Below are 21221 nucleotides of genomic sequence, written 5' to 3' on the forward strand. Positions count from 1 at the left end.
TTGTCATCCCGGAACGTCGAAGACGTATCCGGGACGGCTCCACGGCCGGTCGCCACGCACCTCGGCGGCCCAGACCGCGCGCCAGCCCTGAGCGGTGCGCCACAACTCGACCGATCCGCCTTTCTGATAGTCGAGCCCGTCCAGAACCAGTTTGCCGTCGCAGGCGGCAGGAAGCGCTTGGACAACGGCCCGGACGCTGACCAACGGCGCCGACGCACAGAGCGCAGCCAGTTGTTCCCGGTCAGGCGCGGCCTTTCCCCACCACAGGGCGACGAGGCCGGACGCAGCTCCGGCCGGGGCGCAGCTTGACCTCAGACAGGCCCATCCCTCGCCCGGCCGGGGCTCCAGCGTCAGGCCCCGCCGCCGCGACCAGAGATCCGCTGCGAACTGGCGCACGCCGGGCCTGACCACGACCGCCGCGCCACCCGCGCTGAACGCCGCATTCGTGCCGCCATCCCCGATCCACACCGCGGGCGTCGGCGCGCGGGGCCAAACGAGGACGGCGCAGGCAAACGGCAAGCCCAGCCACCGCATCCGCCCCTGCCACAGGCTCAGGAACAGGACGCCCAGGAATGAGATCGGCAGCACATAATCCGGCGCGCTGGCGATGGTCCTGACCGCGCCCGGCAGGCCCGCCGTCCAGTGGCCGATCGCCAGCATCAGATCGACGCCCTTGCCCGCCACCCAAAGGAACGGCCCGCCCAGTCCGACCGGCTCGAGCAAGGCCCCCAGCGCCAGCGCCGGCATCATCACGAAGTCCGCGATCGGCGAGGTCGTCAGATTCGCCACGAGCCCGTACATGGCGGCGCGATTGAAATGCTGGACCGCGAACGGCCCCGTGGCCGCCCCCGCCACCAGACTCGCCGTCACCGCGATCACCAGCCAGTGCCGGACTGACTGAAACGCCGCGATGGGCCAGGGCACGGACAGCTCCCGCGTCCGGGGCGGCCAGGCCTCCGACAGGGCCACCAGCGCCGCGGTCGCCGCGAACGACATCTGGAACCCCGGCGTCACAATGGCTTCCGGCTGCAGGATCAGCACGACCATCGCCGCCACCGCCAGCGCATGCATTGTGATCGCAGGCCGATCCAGCAGGATCGCCGCGAACGCCACCGACGCCGTGATCGCCGCCCGCTGCGCCGGCGCCGGCGCGCCCGACAGCACCAGATAGCTCCACACCGCGACCAGTCCGACGACCGCCGCCACCTTCTTGCCCGACACCCGCAACGCCAGCGACGGCCAGGCCGCGACGCCGAGCCGGACAACGAAGAAGGCGAACCCGCCGACGATGGCCATGTGCAGGCCGGAGATCGACAGGATGTGCGCCAGGCCGGAATCCCGCATGGCGTCGAGGTCTTCCCGTGCGATCCAGGTCTCGTGCCCCGTCGTCATGGCGGCGGCGATCCCGCCCGTCCGCTCGCCCAGCCGGCCGACGATCCTTTGCGCCAGGGCGAATCGCGCGCCGTTCACCGCCATCGCCAGCCGCAGTCGCCAGGGCGGCGGCGCCAGTCGCGCCTCCCGGGTCTCGCCCAGCGCGAAGGCCGTGCCGCCCAGTCCCTGGAACCAGGCGTTGCGCCCGAAATCATAGGCGCCCGGGCTGGCCGGGGGCGGCGGCGGATTGAGGATGGCGAACAACCGGATCGCCTCGCCCGGCCTCGGTGGCTCCCCCCGCACCGTTGCCCGCAGCCTGATCGGCGTGACCGCGGGCTCAAGCGCCCGGATCCACGCCGGCGCGAGGACGATCCGATGGCCTCGATCACCGGGGCTGTCGACATCGACAACCCAGCCCTCGACCACGGTCGGCTCAGCCATGGCCGGAGCGATGGGAGCCGCCACCCGCTCCGCCCTCACCTTTGCGCCCGCCAGTCCGAGGAACAGGCAGGCGACCAGCATCAGCGGCAGGGTGACCACACGTCCCGGCCCACGCATCCGCGCCCCGAGCCACAACCCCGTCGCCAGCAAGGCCGCCACCGCCAGCGGCCACAACGGCGGCTCCGACCTCAGGGCGAATAGATCGCCGCCCCGCCGCCGAACGCCACCGGCGCCCACAGCCGCCAGCGCATCGACTGGGCCAGCATCTCGTCCCGGGCCCAGGCACGAAGACGCGCCGACAGGCTGGGCTTTGCCGCTTCGGGGGGTATAAGGGCGGCCCGTTCGGACCCCTCCCCCATGCCCACAGCCTCATCCCCCCAGGTCGTCACCCGTTTCGCCCCCTCGCCCACCGGCTACCTCCACATAGGAGGCGCGAGGACGGCGTTGTTCAACTACCTTTACGCGAAAGGTCGCGGCGGCAAATTCCTCGTCCGCATCGAGGACACCGACCGGGAGCGCTCGACCGACGACGCTGTGAAGGCCATCTTCGACGGCCTGAGCTGGCTCGAGTTGTTCGCCGACGAGGAACCCGTCTTCCAGCACGCCCAGGCCGACCGCCATCGCGAAGTCGTGGATCAGTTGCTGGAGCTCGGCGCGGCATACCGTGACTTCACCTCGGCCGAGGAAACCGGCCGCCTGCGTGACGAGGCCAAGGCCGAGCGGCGCACCTTCGAATCGCCCTGGCGCGACCGCACCCCGACGGTCGATGATTTGTCCCAGCCCCACGTCGTGCGCTTCCGCCGGCCCTTGCCCGGCCGCGTCTTCGTGCCCGACGCCGTCCAGGGTGAGGTCAGCTGGGGCAATGAGGATCTCGACGATCTGGTCCTGCTGCGCTCCGACGGCGCCCCGACCTACAATCTCGCCGTCGTCGTCGACGACCACGACATGGGCGTCACCCACGTCATTCGCGGCGACGACCACCTGAACAACGCCGCGCGCCAGTCACTGATCTACGACGCGCTGGGCTGGACCCGACCGGTCTTCGCCCACATCCCGCTGATTCACGGCCCGGACGGCGCCAAACTGTCCAAGCGCCACGGCGCCCAGGCGGTCCACGAGTATGCGGAGATGGGCTACCTGCCCGAGGCCATGCGCAACTATCTGGCCCGCCTCGGCTGGGCCCACGGCGATGACGAACTGTTCGGCGACGACCAGGCGCGCGAGTGGTTCGATCTGGACGGCGTCGGCAAGGCGCCCGCCCGTCTGGACTTCGACAAGCTGGCCCATGTCAATTCGCATTGGCTCCGTCTCGCCGCCGACGAACGCCTCGCAGGCATGACGCTGGACGCCCACCTCGCCCGGGGGGCGCCGTTGAACGAGGGCGACGAGGCCCGCCTCCAGCGCGCCATGCCGTTCGTCAAAGATCGCGCGAAGACCCTGCTCGACCTGGCGGATCAGACCGCCTTCGTGCTGAAAACCCGCCCGCTGGACCTCGACGAAAAGGCCCGCGGCCTGCTGTCCGGAGAGACGGCCGAACGTATCGCCCGGGTTCGCGCTCGCCTCGCCCTGTTCGAGAGCTGGGACGTCTTCGCGCTTGAAGCGGAGTTGAAAGCCTTCGCCGAGGAAGAGGGTATCGGCTTCGGCAAGATCGGCCCTCCGATGCGCGCCGCCCTGACCGGTGGCTCCGCATCGCCCGATATCGCCAGAACTCTGTCGGCCCTCGGACGCGAAGAAGCGCTCGGGCGCTTGGATGATGCGCTGCAACAGACTAGACCTTGATCAGCTGAGGAGGAACTGCTTCGCAGTTCCGCTGATGCCGTGAATCAAGGTCCAGCTTGATACATTGGGCGTGACGTGACCGGAAAACCGCTCACACTTTTCCGCGTCACGCCCTATGTGATCGGCAATAACAATCGGGTTCCGGGGTTCTCCCGTCCGGACAGAACACGAAAGCAAGGGCGCCAGATGACCGAAACCTCAAAATCCGCCGGATCGGCGACCCTGACCTACGGCGATAAATCCGTCGAACTGCCCGTCCTGTCCGGCACAACCGGTCCCGACGTTATCGACATCCGCAAGCTGTACGGGGCGACCGACGCCTTCACCTTCGACCCGGGCTTCACCTCCACGGCGGCCTGCGAAAGCGCCATCACCTATATCGACGGCGATGCGGGCATCCTGTTGCACCGCGGCTATCCGATCGGACAGCTGGCCGAGAAATCGAACTTCATCGAGGTCTGCCACCTGCTGCTGCACGGCGAACTGCCGACGGCCGCCCAGTACGAGGCCTTCGAAGAGACCGTGACGCGGCACACGATGCTGCATTCCCAGTTCGACCGCTTTTTCGACGGCTTCCGCCGCGACGCGCACCCGATGGCCATCATGGTCGGCACGGTCGGGGCCCTGTCGGCCTTCTATCACGACAGCCTGGACATCCATGATCCGGTCCAGCGCAACATCTCGGCCATCCGCCTGATCGCCAAGATGCCGACGATCGCCGCCCGCGCCTACAAATATCACATCGGCCAGCCGTTCGTTTCGCCGCGCAACGACCTCTCCTACGCCGAGAACTTCCTGCGCATGTGTTTCGCCGTTCCGGCCGAGGACTATGTGGTCGATCCCAAGATGGCCAGGGCCATGGACCGGATCTTCACCCTGCACGCCGATCACGAACAGAACGCCTCGACCTCGACCGTCCGTCTGGCCGGATCGTCGGGCGCCAATCCGTTCGCCTGTATCGCCGCCGGCATCGCCTGCCTGTGGGGTCCCTCGCACGGGGGCGCCAACGAAGAGGCGCTGACGATGCTCAAGGAGATCGGCACCCCGGACAAGATTCCGGAGTTCATCGAAGGCGTGAAGGCCAAGAAGTACAAGCTGATGGGCTTCGGCCACCGCGTGTACAAGAACTACGATCCCCGGGCCACGGTGATGAAACAGTCGGCGGACGAGATCCTCGACCTCGTCGGCGCCGAGAACGATCCCCTGTTCCAGGTCGCCAAGGAGCTGGAACGCATCGCCCTGTCGGACGAGTATTTCATCGAGCGCAAGCTGTTCCCGAACGTCGACTTCTATTCGGGCATCACCCTTTCGGCGATGGGCTTCCCGACCTCGATGTTCACCGTGCTGTTCGCCCTGGCCCGCACCGTGGGCTGGATCGCCCAGTGGGAAGAAATGCTGGCCGATCCGGCGCAGAAGATCGGCCGTCCGCGCCAGCTCTACACCGGCCCGACCCAGCGCGACTACGTGCCGATCCAGAACCGGGGCTAGACCGTCCGCACAGACAGAACGCCGGGGCGCGCCCCGGCGTTTTTTTTGTCCGGACACCTTCATCGCCTGTCCGGACACGACTTGGCTGGCTTGAGGCGCGGATCGCGGCTCGACTGTCGCCATGACCCAGACTTCCGACACCCTGAACACCGAAAGCCTCGCCGGCTCCGCGCCGCCGTCCACAGTCGCCGAGATCATCGACATCGCCCGCACCGTCGCCGTCGCGCTTGCGGCCGCCGTTGCGATCCAGACCGTCGCCTTCCAGCCCTTCACCATCCCCTCGGCTTCGATGGAGCCCGGCCTGATCGTCGGCGACTATCTGGTGGTGTCCAAATTCGCCTACGGCTGGAGCCGCGCCTCCCTGCCCTTCAATCCGCCCCTGCCGTCGGGCCGGTTATTTGAGCACCTGCCGAAGCGCGGCGACGTCGTCGTCTTCCGCCGCCCGAGCAACCCGCAGGAGACCTGGATCAAGCGGGTGATCGGACTGCCCGGCGACACGGTGTCGGTATCGGGCGGCGTGGTGACCGTGAACGGTCGGGCACTGCCCCAACGCGCGCTCGGACCGGGCGTCGACCTCGATCAGCCCGGACGGCCGGTGGAACAGGTCGAGGAGCGTCAGGCGGACGGCCGCGCCTATGTCACCTTCGACGGCGGCCCTGGGGCCGGCGACGACCGGCCGGCCGAGGTCGTGCCCCAGGGTCAGCTGTTCGTCATGGGCGACAATCGCGACAACTCGCTGGACAGCCGCTGGTCAGGCGATGTCGGGGTCGGCCTGCTGCCGGTGGGCAATGTCGTGGGCCGGGCCGAGGTCGTCGTCGCCTCGTGGAATCCCGGCGCGGCGCTCTGGAAGCCATGGACCTGGTTCAACCTGCGCCCGGGCCGGTTCGCTCAGTCTATCCGCTAGCGCGACCGGAACTCGGCGAAGGAGACGACGCCGTCGTGATTGGCGTCCATCTGGTCAAAGGCGGCGCGCGAGCCTGGCAGGGCCTGGGCGATCGACGGGGCAGCGGCCGCGCCTATGGCGATGCCGGCGACCGCAGCGGCCAGGGTCTGCCAGCTCTTCATCCGCCGGGCTTTCGGGGCCACAGCGGTTTCTTTCTCGATCAGGCCGCGCATGACCTCGCTCGCCGTCAGACCGGCTGCGCGGCAACGCTCCATGAAGGCGAGCTTCGAGGCATGCGGCAGCCGGATTTCCAGCGTCTCGCTTTTCTTGGGCGGTCGGGCAGAAGTCATTCGACGAACATCCAGCAGGGATCAGCGATCGGAATCTAGGTCGGATGCACCCTTTGATCCAGAGGCGCCCGCGATGACGTCCAGGACGGCCTCGGCCGCCAGGGTCGAGGGATCGGCCCCGCTCCGCCCCATATAGTCCAGCGCCTCGGTCTGGCGTCGGCTCTGGGCTGTCCGGGCGTCGGGATTGCGGAAAAGCCGATCGACCTCGGCCGCGACCTTCTCCGGCGTCGCGTCGGTCTGGATCAGCTCGCGCGCGATCTCCTCGTCCGCCGCGTGGTTGAACAGGGTCGCGTACTTGCCAGTGAAGAAAGGCTTCATGATCGCATAGCTGAGCGGCGCGAACCGGTAGCCGATGACCATGGGTGCGCCGGCCAAGGCCAGTTCGGTCGAGACCGTGCCGCTGGTGGCCAGGGCCACGGTCGCGGCCCTCATCGCCGCGTACTTGTCCGCCTCGGTCACCACATGCGCGCGGAAGGGCCAGGCGGCGACGCGGGCCGTGACGTCGTCGGCGACCGTGCCCGCGACGACGACGGCGACCTCCAGCCTCGGATCGGCGGCCTTGAGCGATTTGATCGCCGCCTCATAGACGGGCGTCATCAGCCGGACCTCGCTCGGCCGACTTCCGGGCAGGACCAGCAGCAGCCGTGCGTCAGGCGCGATGCCCCGCGCGGCCCGGAAAGCGGCCGGATCGGCTGCGCCCATGTCGATATGCAGGGCCTGTGAGCCGACGACCGTCGTCGGCAGGCCCTCGCGCTCAAACCACGGGGCGTCGAAGGCGTAGAGGGCCAGCAGGTGGTCGACCGCTCCGGCGAGCGTCTTCGCCCGCCCCGGCCGCGACGCCCAGACCTGGGGCCCGACATATTTGATCAGGGGGATGCCCGGCAGCGCCTCGCGCAGGGCCTTGGCGACCCGGATGGTGAAACCCCAGCTGTCGATGAGGACGACCGCATCCGGCCGCTCCCGCACCGCAAGGGCGACTGTGTCGGCAACCCGTGCCCTGACCCGGCCGTAGGCGCGCAGGCCCTCCAGCCAGCCCAGGATCGACAGTTCGGCGATGTCGAACGGGCTTTCGATACCCTCGGCCGCCATTTTCGGCCCACCGACGCCGACGAAGCCGATATCCGGGCTGCGCTCCCGCAAGGCCTGCGCCAGACCGGCGCCGAGCGCATCGCCCGAAGCCTCTGCGGCGACCAGCATGATCTTCACGAGCGGTCCTCGCCCCAGACGAACAGCCCAAGCCGGTCCGCCGCCTCGATGATCGCGGCCCGGTCGATCAGGATCAGCCTGCCCGCGACCCCGCCGACGCCCGCCAGACCGGCGGCGGCGGCCATCTCGAGGGTCCGTGCTCCAATGACCGGCATGTCGACCCTCAGGTCCTGGATCGGCTTGGGCGCCTTGCCCAGGGCGCCCTTCAGATTTCCGGACACTCCGCGCAGGTCCGCAGGCAGGCCGGCGACGCGTCCGAGCATGGCGTCCGTGCCCTCCTGGGCCTCGACGGCAAGCACCAGGCCGTCACACACGACCGCCCCCTGGCCAATGTCGAGTTCACCCGCCTTTTCCGCGACATGGAGCGCCTTCCTGAGATCGGAGAGCTGGTTCTCGTCCGGCCTTACCCGTCCAAGACCGCCGACCGGGAGCGTCTCCCCGCCCAGAATGTCGTCGGCCCCCTCGATGGCGTAGCCCTCGGCCTCGAACACCGACAGGATCTTGCGCAGCAGGGCGTCATCGCCCTTCGTCGCCGCCGCGATGATTCCCGGCAGCACCATCGCCCCCTTCAGATCGGGCTTCAGCGCCTTGAAATCCGGGCGACTGACTGTGCCGGCGAAACAGACCGCCGTGCAGCCCGCCGCCTTCAGCGCCGACAACACCCTGCCGATCTCGGCCATACCGGCCTCGATCCCCGGATAGCGGATCAGATGCGGGTCGGCGAAGCTCGTCAGACGCACCACGAAGACGGCCCGCTCTTCCAGGTCGCACCGCGCCGCGATGGCCAGAGGAAGCGCGCCGCCGCCCGCGATCAGGCCCAGTTTGCCGGTGCTCAAGACCCGGCTCCCCGGAACCGGGCGTTTGGTGATGTTGGCGAGGTTGACCAGCCGACTGGTCGAGTTGGCGACGAAATTTGACGGGTTTGGTGTCCGGGATTGGTCATTCTCCGGGCAGACACAGCGGCCGTTTGCCCCCTTCGCGGATGAAGGCCGTGATCTCCATGATCTCGGGCAGGTCGGCGTAACCGGCCTCGACCGTCTCCAGCCGGTCGGCGAACACGCCGTCGCCTTCGAACAGGTCGCGGAAGGCCGCCAGCAACCGCCGGACCGCGTCCTTGCCATAGCCCTTCCGCTTCAGCCCGATCAGGTTCAGGCCATGCAGCCGCGCGTGGTTGCCCCAGGCCGACCCGTAGGGGATCACATCGCGCGTCACGGCCGCCAGGCCGCCGACGATGGCGCCCTGCCCCACACGGCCGTTCTGATGCACGGCGCACAGGCCGCCCAGGAAGACCTTGTCACCGATGCGCGCATGGCCGCCCAGGGTCGCGCTGTTGGCCATCACCACATGGTCGCCGACGACCGCATCGTGGCCGACGTGGGCGCCGGTCATGAACAGGCCGTGGGAGCCGACGCGGGTGACGCCCGATCCCTGCGGCGTGCCCCGGTTGAAGGTCGCATGCTCGCGAATCGCGTTGTCCGAGCCGATCTCCAGCCGGACGGTCTCGCCCTTGTAACCGTTGTGCTGGGGGTCACCCCCGATCACGGCGAAGGGATGGATGACCGTGCGAGCCCCTACCGTCGTGTCCTGCTGGACGACCACATGGCTGATCAGATGGACGCCGGCGTCGAGCTTCACGCCCGGCCCGACCGTACACCACGGCCCGATCGCCACATCCTCGCCCAGCTCGACCGAGCCGTCGACGATGGCGGTGGGGTGTATATGGCTCATGGTGTGACCGGCTTGTCGACGGTGACCACCATGGCCGCGAAGTCGGCTTCGGCCGCCAGCTTGCCGTCGATGAAGGTCTCGCCCCGGAACTTGAAGATGTCGCCGCGCTGCTTCGTCACGATCACATTCATGCGCAGCTGATCGCCCGGCCGTGCAGGCTTCCTGAAGCGGACGCCGTCGATGGACATGAACATGATGACCTTGCCCTCGACCGCGACATCCAGGCTCTTGGACATCAGCAGAGCTCCCGTCTGGGCCATGGCCTCGACGATCAGGACGCCCGGCATGACCGGGTCGATGGGGAAGTGTCCCGGGAAAAACGGCTCGTTGTGCGTGACGTTCTTGATACCCGTGATCGAGGTGCTGGCCACGAAAGCCTCTGCCTTGTCCACCAACAGGAAGGGATAGCGATGGGGCAGCCGGCGCATGACCTCGGCATAGTCGATGGTCAGCCCAGGTTCAGTCATCCGTCCGCTCTCTTTTTCGCCCCGCCTGTTTGGCCACCCAGATGGTTTCGCGCAAGAACTGACGGATCGGTTTGGCCGGATAGCCGGACCATGTCTCGCCCGCCGGAATATCGGCCAGTACGCCCGCGCCCGCCGCGACCCGCGCGCCGACGCCGATGGTGAAGTGGTCGCCCACCCCGGCCTGGCCCCCGAACATCACGCCGTCGCCGATCGTCACCGACCCCGAGATCCCCGTCTGGCCCGCGATCAGGCAGTTTCGCCCGATGATGCAGTTGTGGGCGATCATGACCAGGTTATCGATCTTGGTATTCTCGCCGATCACGGTGTCGTCGAAGGCGCCGCGGTCGATGCAGGTATTGGCCCCGATGGTGACCCCGTCCTGAATGATGACCCGCCCCAGCTGGGGGACATCGACGGGACCGCTCGTCCCGCCAGCCGCCCCGAACCCGGCCTCGCCAAGGCGGGCGCCGGCATAGATCTTCACCCGGTCGCCGATGAAGGCGAAGCGGATGGTGACGTTCGGTCCGATATCGCAGTCGCGGCCGATCTGGACGCCGGGCCCGATCAGAGTGTTGGCGCCGATCCGGCTACCCCGCCCGATGCGAGCACCCTGACCCAGAACCACACCGGGCTCGATCACGACGCTGTCGTCCTCGCAGACCTCAGACGGCGAGGTTACCGTCAAGCCGACAGGCCGGTGCAGGGCCGCGGCGGCGGCGGCCCAGGCCGCCTGGGGCGTCCGGGAGACGATGACAGCCGCTCCCGCCGGAGCGGCGTCCGCGGCCTCTCCGGACACGATCACGCAGCCGGCGGCGGTCGATCCCAGGGCCGGAAGGAACTTCCGGTCGCCGAGAAAAGCCACGGCCTGACCATCCGCCGTCGCCAGAGGCGCGACACGCGCGATACGGACGTCCGAAGTTCGAACGACCTCGCCGCCCGTCAGGGCCGCGAGGTCGTCGACGCCGAACGGGCTCAGCGTATCGAAGAAACGGGCGTCGGGCGTCATGCCCTGCGCCTTACTGAGCCGCTTGGGCCGGGATCGGCAGGCGGTTGAAGCTCAGGGTCGGCAGGGCGGTGTTCAGGCGCTGAATGACCACGTCGGTGACGTCCATGGCCGGGTTCAGGATGAACACGCTCTCGCGGTCGATCAGGATGCCGCAGCCGCGCTCCTGATAGACGGCGACCAGGATCGGCTCGACCTGGGCCGAGATCAGGCGGCGCTGTTCCGACAGAGTGTAGCGCAGCTCGTCCTGGCGAGTCTGTTCGAGGGTCTGGGCCTCGGTGATACGAGCCTGCAGGGCCGTGCGACGGGCGCCGTCCGGATCAGCAGCCTGGCCGCCCTGCTGCAGCGTGTTGATCTCGTTCTGGATCGCCACGCCGTAAGGGGCCAGTTCGCCCTGAACCTCGGTCGCCAGCTGTTCCATGCGCGCCTGAACGGCCTGACCGGCGGTCGAGGTCGCCAGCAGACGCTGGTTGAAATAGACGCAGACGCCGGGAATGGCGGGGCCGGGGTTCTGCGGGCCTTGGGTCTGGGCGACAGCGGTCGAGGCGACGAGCGAGGCCAGGGCGAAAGCGCCGATAGCGAGGATTTTCATGGGTAACCTTATAGGGCCGACAGGCCCGGGCTTAGAACTGGGTTGAGGTCGAGAAGCGGAAGGTTTCGGTCCGGTCGTATTCTTCATTGCTCAGAATCTGGCTGAAATCGAACCGGATCGGACCCATCGGCGACCTCCAGTGAACGCTGAGGCCGGCGGAGGCGCGCAGCGACAGGTCATCCGCAATGGAAGCGTCCGGCAGGCCGTTGGTGCCGAGGGTGTAGCGGTTGTCGAGAACACCGAGGGTGCCGACGTCTGCGAATAGCGAAGTCTTGATGCCGTACTGTTCGGGCAGGACGTTCGGCAGGGTCAGTTCGAGGGTGCCCACGGCGTAGAAATTGCCGCCCAGCGCATCCTGGGTCGTCAGGTCGCGCGGCCCCATGCCTGCGTTTTCAAAGCCCCTGAAGCTGTTGCCGCCCTTGAAGAAGCGATCGTTGATCCGGATCGCATCGCCGTTCCAGCCCGAAACATAGCCGGCGGAGCCCGCCAGGGTGACGATCCAACTTGGCGTGATGCCGTAGTAGACGGTCGCATCCACTTCGGTCTTCACGTAGTTCACGTCGCCGCCGAGGCCTGCGAAATCCTGACGAAGCGAGCCAGTCCAGCCGCGCGTCGCGCGCACCGGGTCGTTCCGGCGATCCACCAGCAGGGTGTAACCAACAGACGAGTTCAGCGAGGCCCCAACCTGTTCGCACAGGGCGGACGAGCCGGATCCCCCGGTGTCGCAGTACCCCACCGGCACCAGGATCTCGTCGTCCTTGATGAAGTAGCGCGTCGACAGGCGGCTGTAGCCGTTCAGCGGATAGGTCAGGCGCAGGCCCGCGCCGGTCGACCGGTAGTCGAACGAGGACTCCTCCTGGAAGTCGTAGCGCGAGTGGAACAGGTCGAAGCCCGCCCCGATGTCCCGACCCAGGAAGCGGGGCTCGGTGAAGCGGAAGTCGATCTGCTGGCGCAGCGAACCCCATTCGACGCGGGCGACCACGTTCTGGCCCCGGCCGCGGAAGTTGCGTTCAGAGATGCCCAGATTGACCACGAAGCTGTCGACCGAACTGAAGCCGGCGCCGACGGACAGTTCGCCGGTCGGCTGTTCCTCGACGGTGACGTTGACGATCGAACGGTCCGGCGCGGCGCCGCGTGTCTCGTCGACGGTGACTTCCTTGAAGAAGCCCAGGGCCCGCAGATTGTTGCGCGACCGCTCCAGCAGGGTGCGGTTGAAGGCGTCACCTTCGGTCAGCATCAGCTCACGGCGGATGACCGGGTCGATGGTGCGGGTGTTGCCGATGACGTTGATGCGGTCGACGTAGACGCGCTGCCCTTCCGACACGTTGAACGTGACGTCGATGGTGTCGGTCTCGGGATTCGGTCGGTAGGTCGGATTGATGTCGACAAAGGCGTAGCCCGCCGAGCCCGCCGCGAACGTCAGCGCATCGACCGAACTCTCGATCTTGTCGCTCTCGTACAGGTCGCCCGTGCGGATCGGCAGCAGCAGTTCCAGGAAGTCCGCATTCAGGCGGTCGTTCTCGGTCACGACCTGGATATCGCCGAAGTTGTACTTGTCGCCCTCGTCGACTGTCAGGGTCATGGCGAAGGCGCTGTCATCCGGCGCCAGCTCGGCCACGGCCGACGTGATGCGGAAGTCGTAGTAGCCGCGGTTCGTGTAGAATTTCCGCAGCTGCTCACGGTCGTAGTCCAGACGGCCGGGATCGTAGTTGTCGTTCTTGGTGAACAGCCGCCACCACTGCGTCTGCTTGGTCACCATGACCTCGCGCAGTTCGCTGTCGGCGAAGGCGCTGTTGCCGAGGAAGGTGATCGACTGGACGCCCGTCTCCGGACCCTCGTCGATCTCGAAGATCAGGTCGACGCGGTTTTGTTCCAGCTGCACCAGCTTGGGCGTAACGTTCGCCGAGATGCGGCCCGACAGGCGGTAAAGCTCGATGATCTTGCCCACGTCCTCCTGAACCCGGGCGCGGGTGTAGATTCCGCGAGGCGCGATAGTGACTTCCTCGCGCAGCTTGTCCTCGCTGATCGCGCCGTTCCCTTCGAACACGACCTGGTTGATGATCGGGTTTTCGACGATGCGAACAACAAGGTCGCCATTGGGCTGGAGGCCGATCTGAACGTCGGCAAACAACTGGGTGCGCGTCAGGGTCCGGATGGCGACGTCCAGGATGACCGGATCGATCGTGTCGCCGGGCTGGATCGGCAGGTAGGAAAGAACCGTGGTCTGATCGATACGCTGGTTGCCCTGAACCAGGATGCGGTTGACGACGCCCGACTCGGACGGCGCGGCCGGAGCCGCCTGCTGCACCGGTGCGGCAGGCGCGGTCTGTGCGAGGGCCGGCGTTCCCGCGACAAGCGCCAGCAGGCTTGCGGTCGCTGCGCAGGTCCTGCGCAGGTTGCGGTCACCCGTATTGGAAGCGGCGCGGAGGTCGTTCAGGATCATGCGGGGAACCATCGGGGGCTGGCGTCGGCTCAACTGACGAGCCCGCCGAGGAATTGGAACACGTTCGACTTCTGCAGGTCGTTCCAGGTGGCGAACAACATCAAACCCGCCAGCAAAGCAAGACCGACCCTGTATCCGGCCTCCTGAACGTTGGCGGCAACGGGTTTCTTCGCCACAGCCTCGTAGGCGTAGAAGACCAGATGTCCGCCATCCAGAACGGGGATGGGCAACAGGTTTAGAAAGCCGATTCCGATCGAAAGTATGGCGGCGAAGCTGGTTAGCGTCAGCAGCAGGTTCAGCGCCATGGCGCCCGGATCAGGATTCGCGGCCACCGCCGCGTTGGTCAGGGCGCCGGAAGCCTTGGCGATCCCGAGGGGTCCGCTGAGCTGGTCGCCCGACTCGCGGCCGGTGAAGATACGTCCGAGATAGGTCAGAGTCGTACCCAGAATGTCGCCCGTCTCCCGAACACCACGACCGACCGCTTCAATCGGATTGTAGCGAATATAACGCGTCGTCCCCGGCGAACTGGTCAGTGACAAACCGATGCGGCCCACGTTGACGCGACCGGCGATGGGATCGATCTCGGTCCGACGAACCGGCATGGCGACCAGTTCGACCTCGCCTCCGTTTCGTTCCACGGTGAAGCGCAGGGCGTCGCCGCTGGACAGGGTGACCTTGCGCGTCACTTCGCCGGCGTCGCCGATGACCCGGCCGTTGATCGCTGTGATCAGGTCGCCGGTCTGGAAACCGGCGGCGGCTGCGGGCGATCCCGCGCTGACATCAGCGACCTGGGCCGGTCGCAGCCTGTCTCCGATCGCAGAAAACAGCACGGTGAAGATGAAGATGGCGAGGACGAAGTTCGCCGCCGGGCCGGCGGCGACGATCAGCATTCGCTGCCACACCGGCTTGAAGTGGAAATAGTCGCGCTCGGCGCCGACGCCGTCCCTCGCGATGATCTCGGACTTCAGCGCGTCCAGGCCACGGCTGTCCGGGACGCTGGAGGCGTCCATGTCGCCGGAGAACTTCACATAGCCGCCCAGCGGCATCCAGCCGACGCGCCATTCGATCTCGTTCCGGTCCGTGCGGCTGAAGATCGCCTTGCCGAAGCCGATGGCGAACCGGTCGACCTTCACGCCGAAGGCGCGCGCCACCAGAAAGTGGCCCAGCTCATGGATGGTGACGATGACCGTCAGCACCAGCAGGAAGGGCACGACATAGATCAGGGCCTGTCCCAGCGCGTTCAGCATGCCGTCTCCGTTCCCGCCCAGCCAAATGGCTCAGGCGGCGAGCGCCAGATTCCCGACGATTTCGATCGCGACCCGGCGGGCCCGAGCGTCGAGCGCGAGAGCGCCCGCACAGGCATCGTCAAAATCGGCATCCGCCCCCGTCTTCGTCATCCGATCAAGGGTTTCGGCGACGACTGCGGCAATATTGAGAAAGGCCAGACGGCGGTCAAGGAAGGCGAGCGCGGCGACCTCGTTGGCGGCGTTGAAGATCGTCGGCGCCCCCCCGCCCGCCTCCAGCGCCTCGCGAGCCAGCGTCAGTGACGGAAACCGCTCCGGATCGGGCGCCTCAAAGGTCAGGCAGCCCAAGGCAGCCAGGTCCAGCCTCGGCGCAGGCCAGGCCATCCGGTCCGGCCAGGCCAGGGCGCAGGCGATCGGCGTCTTCATGTCCGGCGGCCCCATCTGGGCCAGGGTCGAGCCGTCGATGAACTCGACCAGGCTGTGAATGATCGATTCGGGGTGGACCACCACGTCGATGCGATCGGCCGGCATGTCGAACAGATAGGCCGCCTCGATCATCTCGAGGCCCTTGTTGGCCATGGTGGCGCTGTCGACGGAGATCTTGGCGCCCATGCTCCAGTTGGGATGAGCGACGGCCTGTTCGGGCGTCATCGCGGCCATCTCCGCCCGCGAAGCCATGCGGAAAGGACCGCCTGAAGCCGTCAGGATCAGTCGCGCCACACGCTCGGGCGCCTCGGTCGGAAAGACCTGAAAGATGGCGGAATGCTCGGAATCGACCGGGATCAGCCGCCCGCCGGACGCCGTCACCCGCCCGATGAGGGCCCGACCGCAACAGACCAGACTTTCCTTGTTGGCCAGCGCAAGCGTCGCACCGGTCGCGGCGGCGGCCCATGCCGACTTCAGCCCCGCCGCCCCGACGATGGCAGCCATGACGAGGTCGGCCGGTCGCGTCGCCGCCTCGACGACGGCCGCTTCGCCCGCCGCAACGGCGATGCCGGTCCCGGTCAGGGCCGTCCTCAGCGTCTCCAGCCGGTCTGGATCAGCCGTGACGGCCACGGCGGGACGCCAGCGGCGCGCCTGTTCGGCCAGTCGCTCGATATTCTTGCCGCCCGTCAGGGCGACGACCTCGAAGGCGCCGCTCCCGGCTCTTTCGGCCTGATCCATCAGGTCCAGGGTCGAGGCGCCCACCGATCCGGTGGACCCCAGCACGGTCACGCGCCGCCGGATCACGTGCTCGCGCCGAAGTAGTTGGCCAGCGTGCGTCCGACGGCGACGACCACGATGGCGAACATCAGTCCGTCCACCCGATCCATCAGGCCGCCGTGGCCGGGGATCAGGTTGCCCGCGTCCTTGACTCCGAACCGACGCTTCAACGCCGATTCCCACAGGTCACCGGCCATGGTCGCAAGCGCGGCGGCGAAACCGAGCAGCGCGCTCCATCCGATCGAACGCACGCCGGACTCAGGCAGGGCCGCCATGGCGGCGCCCGCAACGGTACCGGCGATCAGGCCGCCGATGAAGCCGGACCAGGTCTTGTTGGGCGAATAGCGCGGCCAGAGCTTCGGACCACCTACGGCGCTTCCAACCAGGAAGGCCACGATATCCGAGGCCCAGGCGACCACGAAGGCCAGCGTCACCCAGTAGAAGCCGACTGCCGTGGTCCCGTCGCGCAGCCAGATCAGCAGCAGGGCGGGCCAGCCGAGGTAGAGGACGCCATAGGCCGCATCGATGCCCGACTGTCCGCGGGCCTTTGCGAACACACCGGCTGCGGCCGCGCCGAAGACCAGCAGCACAAGACTGAAGGACAGGGCCTGGTTGGGGTTGGACAGCAGGGTGGCGCAGAGCGCGAGGGCGACTGCAGCGGCGACGGCCTTCCAGTCGGCGGGCGCGCTCATCCTGGCCCATTCCATCGACAGGACCACGCAGGCGATCAGCAGGACGCCGAGAATCCAGGGGCCGCCGAACCAGACCGCCAGCAGGGCCAGAGGCGCCAGCACGATGGCCGAGGCGGCGCGCAGGCCCATGTCGCGCACCTTGAACGCCATCAGCTGACCGCGAGCGCTGGTTCGACCGCGATGGCGCCGAAACGGCGGTCACGCTGCTGGTACTGGCGCACAGCATCAGCGAGGGCTTCGGATCCGTAGTCGGGCCACAGCACGTTCTGGTAGACCAGCTCGGCGTAGGCCGCCTCCCACAGGAGGAAGTTCGACAGTCGCTGCTCGCCCGAGGTCCGCACGATCAGGTCTACCGGCGGGCCGCCCGCTGTCGACAGCCCCAGCCCCAGGGTCGCCTCGTCCAGCGGCCCCGTCGCCTGACCGGCCAGCAACTGGTCCACATAGCCTTGGGCCGCATCGACGATGTCAGCCCGGCCGCCGTAGTTGAAGGCGACCTGCAACAGGAAGCGACTGTTGTGAGCCGTCGATCGCTCCGCGCGTTCGACGATGGCGGCGATATCGGCGGGCAGCCCGGTCCTGCGGCCCAGCACGCGCACCCGCACGCCCTCCCGCTCCAGCCGGTTCAGATCGCTGGCCACATAGGACCGGACCAGACCCATCAGGTCGGAGACCTCCTCCGCCGGACGCCGCCAGTTCTCGGTCGAGAAGCCGAACACCGTCAGGCATTCGATACCGAACTCCGGCGCAGCCTGCACGGTGCGCTTCAAAGCCTGGACCCCCTCGCGATGACCCATGGCCCGGGGCAGACCGCGAGCCTGAGCCCAGCGACCGTTGCCGTCCATGATCAATGCGACATGCCTTGGCCCCGATTCAGGGGCCGCCGCGCCGCCGGTGGGGGCCGTCATCCGCTATCCGTTCTGTCGAGGTTCGAGGAGAAGCCTCAAACCTGCATGATCTCAACTTCCTTGGTCTTCAAGGTCTCGTCGATACGCTTGATGGCCGCGTCCGTGTCCTTCTGGACCTCGGTTTCCATCTTCTTCTGCTCGTCCTGGCTGATGTCGCCGGCCTTCTCGGCCTTCTTCAGGTCCTCGTTGGCGTCGCGGCGAACGTTGCGGACGGAAATCTTCTGCTGTTCCGCATACTTGCCGGCCAGCTTGGCCAGTTCCTTGCGGCGCTCCTCGGTCAGCGGAGGCACGGGAATGCGCAGGGTCTGGCCGTCGACGATCGGGTTCAGGCCCAGGCCGGCGGCGCGGATGGCCTTTTCGACCGGCCCGACCATCGACTTGTCCCAGACGCTGACCGAGATCATGCGCGGCTCAGGCACGCTGATGGCGGCCACGGCGTTCAGCGGCGACGATGAGCCGTAGGCCTGAACCTGAACCGGATCCAGCAGGCCGGCGTTGGCCCGGCCGGTGCGCAACCCCTGGAACTCCTCCTTCAGGGAGGACACGGACTTGTCCATACGGTCGCGATAGATCTTCAGATCGGGCTTGGCCATCGGGGTCTCCTCGTTCGTTTGTCTTGTCAGGCCGCTTTGGCCGGAGCGTCACTGATGACAGTGAACGTTCCCTTGCCTTTCAGCACTTTGCGCAGCGAATCCTCCTCACGGATCGAAAACACCACGATCGGAATCTTCGACTCGCGCATCAGGGCGATGGCGGCGGCGTCCATGACCTTCAGGTTCTGCGACAGCACGTCCTGATAGGTCAGGTGGTCGTAGCGGGTGGCGTTCTTGTCCTTCTTCGGATCAGCGGAATAGACGCCGTCCACGGAAGTTCCCTTCAACAGGGCATCGCAGCCCATCTCGGCGGCGCGAAGGGCGGCGGCCGTATCGGTCGTGAAGTAGGGATTACCGGTGCCGGCGGCGAAGATCACCACCCTGCCCTTCTCCATGTGGCGCACGGCGCGACGACGGATGTAGGGCTCGGCGATGGCCGCCATCGGGATGGCGCTCTGCACCCGGGTGTCGACGCCGATCTTCTCCAGCGCGTTCTGCATGGCCAGGGCGTTCATGACGGTGGCCAGCATACCCATGTAATCGGCGCTGGCCCGCTCCATGTCCGCCGCCGCCGTCGACAGCCCACGGAAGATGTTGCCGCCGCCGATCACCAGACAGACTTGGGTCCCGCCCTTGACCACCCGGGCGATGGCCGCAGCCACGGTGTCGACCGTGTGCATGTCGATGCCATAGCCCTGCTCCCCCATCAGGACCTCGCCCGACACCTTCAGCAGCACCTTCTTGTATTTCGGAGGGGTGCTGTCAGCGGGCATGGGGGTCTCGTTCTCGGGAATCGGGCGGGCCATCATAAACGAAGGGCGCGTCCGGCTTCAAAGCCGAACGCGCCCCAAGTGTCACGCAGTGTTTGCGCTTAAGCTTGCGGAGCCATCATCGAGGCGACTTCCGAAGCGAAGTCCGGGCCCTCGACCTTTTCCACGCCTTCGCCCAGCGCCAGGCGGACGAAGCCGGCCAGGTGCAGGCCCGGCGCGCCCAGTTCCTTGCCGGTGTCGGCGACCAGCTGTTCGATGGTCACGTCCGGGTTCATGACGAACGGCTGCTTGGTCAGCACCACGTCCTTCTGGAACTTGTTGATCTGGCCTTCCACGATCTTGGCGATCATGTTCTCGGGCTTGCCCTCTTCCTTGGCCTTTTCGGTCAGGACAGCGCGTTCCTTCTCGACGGCGGCCGGGTCCAGATCGTCGGTGTTCAACGACAGCGGAGCGGTCGCGGCGACATGCATGGCGATCTTGCGGCCCAGTTCGCGCAGGGCGACCTTGTCGCCGCCGCCGTGCAGGGCGACCAGCACGCCGATGCGGCCGAGGCCCGGAGCCACGGCGTTGTGGACGTACGAGGCGACAACGCCTTCATCGACCGACAGGCGCGCCGCGCGACGCAGCTGCATGTTCTCGCCGATGGTCGCGATCATGTTCGTGACCTCGGCCTGGATGGTGTTGCCGTTTTCCAGTTCGGCGCCGTGCAGGGCCTCGACATCGTGGTGCTCCAGGCCCTTCTCGGCGAAGGCCTTGGCGGCGTTCTGGAACAGTTCGTTGCGCGCGACGAAGTCGGTTTCCGAGTTGAACTCGATGGCGGCGCCGATTTCGCCCTTGCCGTCTTCACGGCTGGCGACGGCAACCAGGCCCTCGGCGGCGACGCGATCAGCCTTCTTGGCGGCCTTGGACAGGCCCTTGGCGCGCAGCCAGTCGATCGCGGCGCTGATGTCGCCGTCGGTTTCCTGAAGCGCCTTCTTGCAATCCATCATGCCGACGCCGGACTTGGCGCGAAGTTCCATGACGAGGGCGGCGGTGATCTCGGCCATTTCTGGTCTCCTGAGGTCTTGAATGCGTGAGCGGCCGGGCTTGGATTAGCCCGGCCGCATGTCAGTTTGCGGACGGTCCGGATCGCCGGACCGATCCGATCAGGCTTCGGTCTTCTCGGCTTCGGCAGCCGGCGCCTCGGCAGCGGCAGGCTCTTCGGCAGGCGACTCTTCGCCCGAAGCCGCCAGCATTTCCTCGGCGACGGCCTCGGCGCCCGCGGGGGCGACATCGGCTTCAACCGGGGCCGAAGCCTCGGCCAGCATCGGCTCGACGGGGTTTTCCGAAGCGCCCAGATCGACGCCCGAGTGGGCGGCGCCGGCGGCCAGACCGTCGAGTACGGCGTCGGCGATCAGGTCGCAGTAGGTCTGGATGGCGCGCGCGGCGTCATCGTTGCCCGGGATCGGATAGGTGATGCCGTCGGGATCCGAGTTTGTATCCAGGATCGCGATGATCGGGATGTTCAGCTTGCGGGCCTCAAGGATCGCGATCGCTTCCTTGTTGGTGTCGATCACGAACATGATGTCGGGGATGGAGCCCATGTCCTTGATGCCGCCCAGGGAAAGCTCCAGCTTTTCCTTTTCGCGCTCGAGGGTCAGCAGTTCCTTCTTGACCCGGCCCTCGCCGCCGCGCTCCAGCAGACCTTCCAGCTCGCGCAGGCGGGCGATGGAGCCCGACACGGTGCGCCAGTTGGTCAGGGTGCCGCCGAGCCAGCGGTTGTTCATGTAGTACTGGGCGCAGCGCTTGGCGGCCTCGGCGACGGGCTCAGCGGCCTGGCGCTTGGTGCCGACGAACAGGACCCGTCCCCCTTTTGCAGCGACTTCGCGCACGGCCACCAGAGCCTGGTGGAACAGCGGCATCGTCTGCGACAGGTCGATGATGTGGATGTTCGAGCGCGAGCCGAAGATGTAGCGCTCCATCTTCGGGTTCCACCGGTGCGTCTGGTGGCCGAAGTGGGCGCCTGCTTCGAGCAGGGTGCGCATGGAGAAGTCTGGCAGAGCCATGATTGGAAGTCCTTTTTC

Annotated in this window: 21 protein-coding genes; 3 read left to right on the top strand and 18 right to left on the bottom strand. The window is 67.2% G+C overall.

All coding sequences use genetic code 11. The features are described from left to right. Positions 1-3: 3 nt before the first annotated feature. Together RMO01_RS12325 and RMO01_RS12330 are read right to left on the bottom strand one after the other, a co-directional pair. Positions 4-1986, bottom strand: coding sequence for a ComEC/Rec2 family competence protein (locus RMO01_RS12325; protein WP_309629353.1), 1983 nt, complete (start codon positions 1984-1986; stop codon positions 4-6). Positions 1987-2000: 14 nt separating this feature from the next. Then, on the bottom strand, positions 2001-2171 hold the full coding sequence (locus RMO01_RS12330) for a hypothetical protein (RefSeq protein ID WP_309629354.1): 171 nt from the start codon (positions 2169-2171) through the stop codon (positions 2001-2003). Here RMO01_RS12330 and gltX point away from each other — a divergent pair. From gltX to lepB, 3 genes are all read left to right on the top strand, one after another. Further along, positions 2170-3591, top strand: coding sequence for a glutamate--tRNA ligase (gene gltX / locus RMO01_RS12335; RefSeq protein WP_309629355.1), 1422 nt, complete (start codon positions 2170-2172; stop codon positions 3589-3591). The two genes, RMO01_RS12330 and gltX, sit on opposite strands and share 2 nt — an antisense overlap. A 186-nt stretch (positions 3592-3777) precedes the next feature. After that, on the top strand, positions 3778-5079 hold the full coding sequence (gltA, locus tag RMO01_RS12340) for a citrate synthase (RefSeq protein ID WP_309629356.1): 1302 nt from the start codon (positions 3778-3780) through the stop codon (positions 5077-5079). 121 nt (positions 5080-5200) lie between these two features. Then, positions 5201-5983: a signal peptidase I gene (gene lepB, locus RMO01_RS12345; RefSeq protein ID WP_309629357.1), complete on the top strand. Its 783-nt coding sequence runs from the start codon at positions 5201-5203 to the stop codon at positions 5981-5983. On the opposite strand, the gene RMO01_RS12350 is transcribed toward lepB, so the two are convergent. The 16 genes from RMO01_RS12350 to rpsB form a co-directional block, all read right to left on the bottom strand. Beyond that, positions 5980-6312, bottom strand: coding sequence for an EF-hand domain-containing protein (locus tag RMO01_RS12350; RefSeq protein ID WP_309629358.1), 333 nt, complete (start codon positions 6310-6312; stop codon positions 5980-5982). The genes lepB and RMO01_RS12350 overlap by 4 nt on opposite strands. A 21-nt stretch (positions 6313-6333) precedes the next feature. After that, complete coding sequence (gene lpxB / locus RMO01_RS12355) at positions 6334-7509, bottom strand: lipid-A-disaccharide synthase (protein WP_309629401.1); 1176 nt, start codon at positions 7507-7509, stop codon at positions 6334-6336. A gap of 5 nt (positions 7510-7514) precedes the next feature. After that, positions 7515-8354 carry a UDP-2,3-diacylglucosamine diphosphatase gene (lpxI, locus tag RMO01_RS12360; protein WP_309629359.1) on the bottom strand — a complete coding sequence of 280 codons (840 nt, stop codon included), beginning with the start codon at positions 8352-8354 and terminating at the stop codon, positions 7515-7517. A 103-nt stretch (positions 8355-8457) separates the two neighbouring features. Next, complete coding sequence (gene lpxA / locus RMO01_RS12365; protein ID WP_309629360.1) at positions 8458-9246, bottom strand: acyl-ACP--UDP-N-acetylglucosamine O-acyltransferase; 789 nt, start codon at positions 9244-9246, stop codon at positions 8458-8460. Further along, entirely contained in the window at positions 9243-9713 is a 471-nt protein-coding gene (gene fabZ / locus RMO01_RS12370) for a 3-hydroxyacyl-ACP dehydratase FabZ (RefSeq protein ID WP_309629361.1), read from the bottom strand. The genes lpxA and fabZ overlap by 4 nt, the downstream gene beginning before the upstream one ends. Beyond that, positions 9706-10719 carry a UDP-3-O-(3-hydroxymyristoyl)glucosamine N-acyltransferase gene (lpxD, locus tag RMO01_RS12375; protein WP_309629362.1) on the bottom strand — a complete coding sequence of 338 codons (1014 nt, stop codon included), beginning with the start codon at positions 10717-10719 and terminating at the stop codon, positions 9706-9708. Before lpxD ends, fabZ begins: the two co-directional genes overlap by 8 nt. A gap of 10 nt (positions 10720-10729) precedes the next feature. Beyond that, the gene (locus tag RMO01_RS12380) at positions 10730-11308 is read right to left on the bottom strand and encodes an OmpH family outer membrane protein (protein WP_309629363.1); all 579 of its coding nucleotides are present in this window, start codon (positions 11306-11308) and stop codon (positions 10730-10732) included. 31 nt (positions 11309-11339) lie between these two features. Beyond that, positions 11340-13751: an outer membrane protein assembly factor BamA gene (gene bamA / locus RMO01_RS12385; RefSeq protein ID WP_309629364.1), complete on the bottom strand. Its 2412-nt coding sequence runs from the start codon at positions 13749-13751 to the stop codon at positions 11340-11342. Positions 13752-13780: 29 nt separating this feature from the next. Continuing rightward, positions 13781-14998, bottom strand: coding sequence for a M50 family metallopeptidase (locus RMO01_RS12390; RefSeq protein WP_309629365.1), 1218 nt, complete (start codon positions 14996-14998; stop codon positions 13781-13783). Between the two features lie 30 nt (positions 14999-15028). After that, positions 15029-16225: a 1-deoxy-D-xylulose-5-phosphate reductoisomerase gene (dxr, locus tag RMO01_RS12395; RefSeq protein WP_309629366.1), complete on the bottom strand. Its 1197-nt coding sequence runs from the start codon at positions 16223-16225 to the stop codon at positions 15029-15031. Next, positions 16222-17040, bottom strand: coding sequence for a CDP-archaeol synthase (locus RMO01_RS12400; RefSeq protein ID WP_309629367.1), 819 nt, complete (start codon positions 17038-17040; stop codon positions 16222-16224). The genes dxr and RMO01_RS12400 overlap by 4 nt, the downstream gene beginning before the upstream one ends. Further along, positions 17040-17795 (bottom strand): polyprenyl diphosphate synthase, encoded by a 756-nt coding sequence (uppS, locus tag RMO01_RS12405; protein WP_309629368.1) that lies wholly within the window; start codon positions 17793-17795, stop codon positions 17040-17042. The genes RMO01_RS12400 and uppS overlap by 1 nt, the downstream gene beginning before the upstream one ends. A gap of 35 nt (positions 17796-17830) precedes the next feature. Then, positions 17831-18388: a ribosome recycling factor gene (frr, locus tag RMO01_RS12410; protein ID WP_309629369.1), complete on the bottom strand. Its 558-nt coding sequence runs from the start codon at positions 18386-18388 to the stop codon at positions 17831-17833. Positions 18389-18414: 26 nt separating this feature from the next. Beyond that, entirely contained in the window at positions 18415-19161 is a 747-nt protein-coding gene (pyrH, locus tag RMO01_RS12415; RefSeq protein ID WP_309629370.1) for a UMP kinase, read from the bottom strand. Positions 19162-19259: 98 nt separating this feature from the next. Further along, positions 19260-20204, bottom strand: a complete 945-nt coding sequence (tsf, locus tag RMO01_RS12420; RefSeq protein ID WP_309629371.1) for a translation elongation factor Ts — start codon at positions 20202-20204, stop codon at positions 19260-19262. A gap of 99 nt (positions 20205-20303) precedes the next feature. Beyond that, complete coding sequence (gene rpsB, locus RMO01_RS12425) at positions 20304-21203, bottom strand: 30S ribosomal protein S2 (RefSeq protein WP_309629372.1); 900 nt, start codon at positions 21201-21203, stop codon at positions 20304-20306. Positions 21204-21221: the final 18 nt, after the last annotated feature.

It is taken from the genome of Brevundimonas sp., assembly GCF_031412435.1.
Lineage (GTDB): Bacteria > Pseudomonadota > Alphaproteobacteria > Caulobacterales > Caulobacteraceae > Brevundimonas.

What these genes read in the sequence shown, in the direction of transcription:
- lpxD (WP_309629362.1), bottom strand. Translation starts at nt 10,719, where the DNA reads ATGACGCCCGACGCCCGTTTCTTCGATACGCTGAGCCCGTTCGGCGTC.
- RMO01_RS12380 (WP_309629363.1), bottom strand. Translation starts at nt 11,308, where the DNA reads ATGAAAATCCTCGCTATCGGCGCTTTCGCCCTGGCCTCGCTCGTCGCC.
- RMO01_RS12330 (WP_309629354.1), bottom strand. Translation starts at nt 2,171, where the DNA reads ATGGGGGAGGGGTCCGAACGGGCCGCCCTTATACCCCCCGAAGCGGCA.
- lpxB (WP_309629401.1), bottom strand. Translation starts at nt 7,509, where the DNA reads ATGCTGGTCGCCGCAGAGGCTTCGGGCGATGCGCTCGGCGCCGGTCTG.
- gltX (WP_309629355.1), top strand. Translation starts at nt 2,170, where the DNA reads ATGCCCACAGCCTCATCCCCCCAGGTCGTCACCCGTTTCGCCCCCTCG.
- fabZ (WP_309629361.1), bottom strand. Translation starts at nt 9,713, where the DNA reads ATGACTGAACCTGGGCTGACCATCGACTATGCCGAGGTCATGCGCCGG.
- frr (WP_309629369.1), bottom strand. Translation starts at nt 18,388, where the DNA reads ATGGCCAAGCCCGATCTGAAGATCTATCGCGACCGTATGGACAAGTCC.
- uppS (WP_309629368.1), bottom strand. Translation starts at nt 17,795, where the DNA reads ATGACGGCCCCCACCGGCGGCGCGGCGGCCCCTGAATCGGGGCCAAGG.
- lepB (WP_309629357.1), top strand. Translation starts at nt 5,201, where the DNA reads ATGACCCAGACTTCCGACACCCTGAACACCGAAAGCCTCGCCGGCTCC.
- lpxA (WP_309629360.1), bottom strand. Translation starts at nt 9,246, where the DNA reads ATGAGCCATATACACCCCACCGCCATCGTCGACGGCTCGGTCGAGCTG.
- tsf (WP_309629371.1), bottom strand. Translation starts at nt 20,204, where the DNA reads ATGGCCGAGATCACCGCCGCCCTCGTCATGGAACTTCGCGCCAAGTCC.
- bamA (WP_309629364.1), bottom strand. Translation starts at nt 13,751, where the DNA reads ATGATCCTGAACGACCTCCGCGCCGCTTCCAATACGGGTGACCGCAAC.
- rpsB (WP_309629372.1), bottom strand. Translation starts at nt 21,203, where the DNA reads ATGGCTCTGCCAGACTTCTCCATGCGCACCCTGCTCGAAGCAGGCGCC.
- pyrH (WP_309629370.1), bottom strand. Translation starts at nt 19,161, where the DNA reads ATGCCCGCTGACAGCACCCCTCCGAAATACAAGAAGGTGCTGCTGAAG.
- RMO01_RS12350 (WP_309629358.1), bottom strand. Translation starts at nt 6,312, where the DNA reads ATGACTTCTGCCCGACCGCCCAAGAAAAGCGAGACGCTGGAAATCCGG.
- RMO01_RS12400 (WP_309629367.1), bottom strand. Translation starts at nt 17,040, where the DNA reads ATGGCGTTCAAGGTGCGCGACATGGGCCTGCGCGCCGCCTCGGCCATC.
- gltA (WP_309629356.1), top strand. Translation starts at nt 3,778, where the DNA reads ATGACCGAAACCTCAAAATCCGCCGGATCGGCGACCCTGACCTACGGC.
- RMO01_RS12390 (WP_309629365.1), bottom strand. Translation starts at nt 14,998, where the DNA reads ATGCTGAACGCGCTGGGACAGGCCCTGATCTATGTCGTGCCCTTCCTG.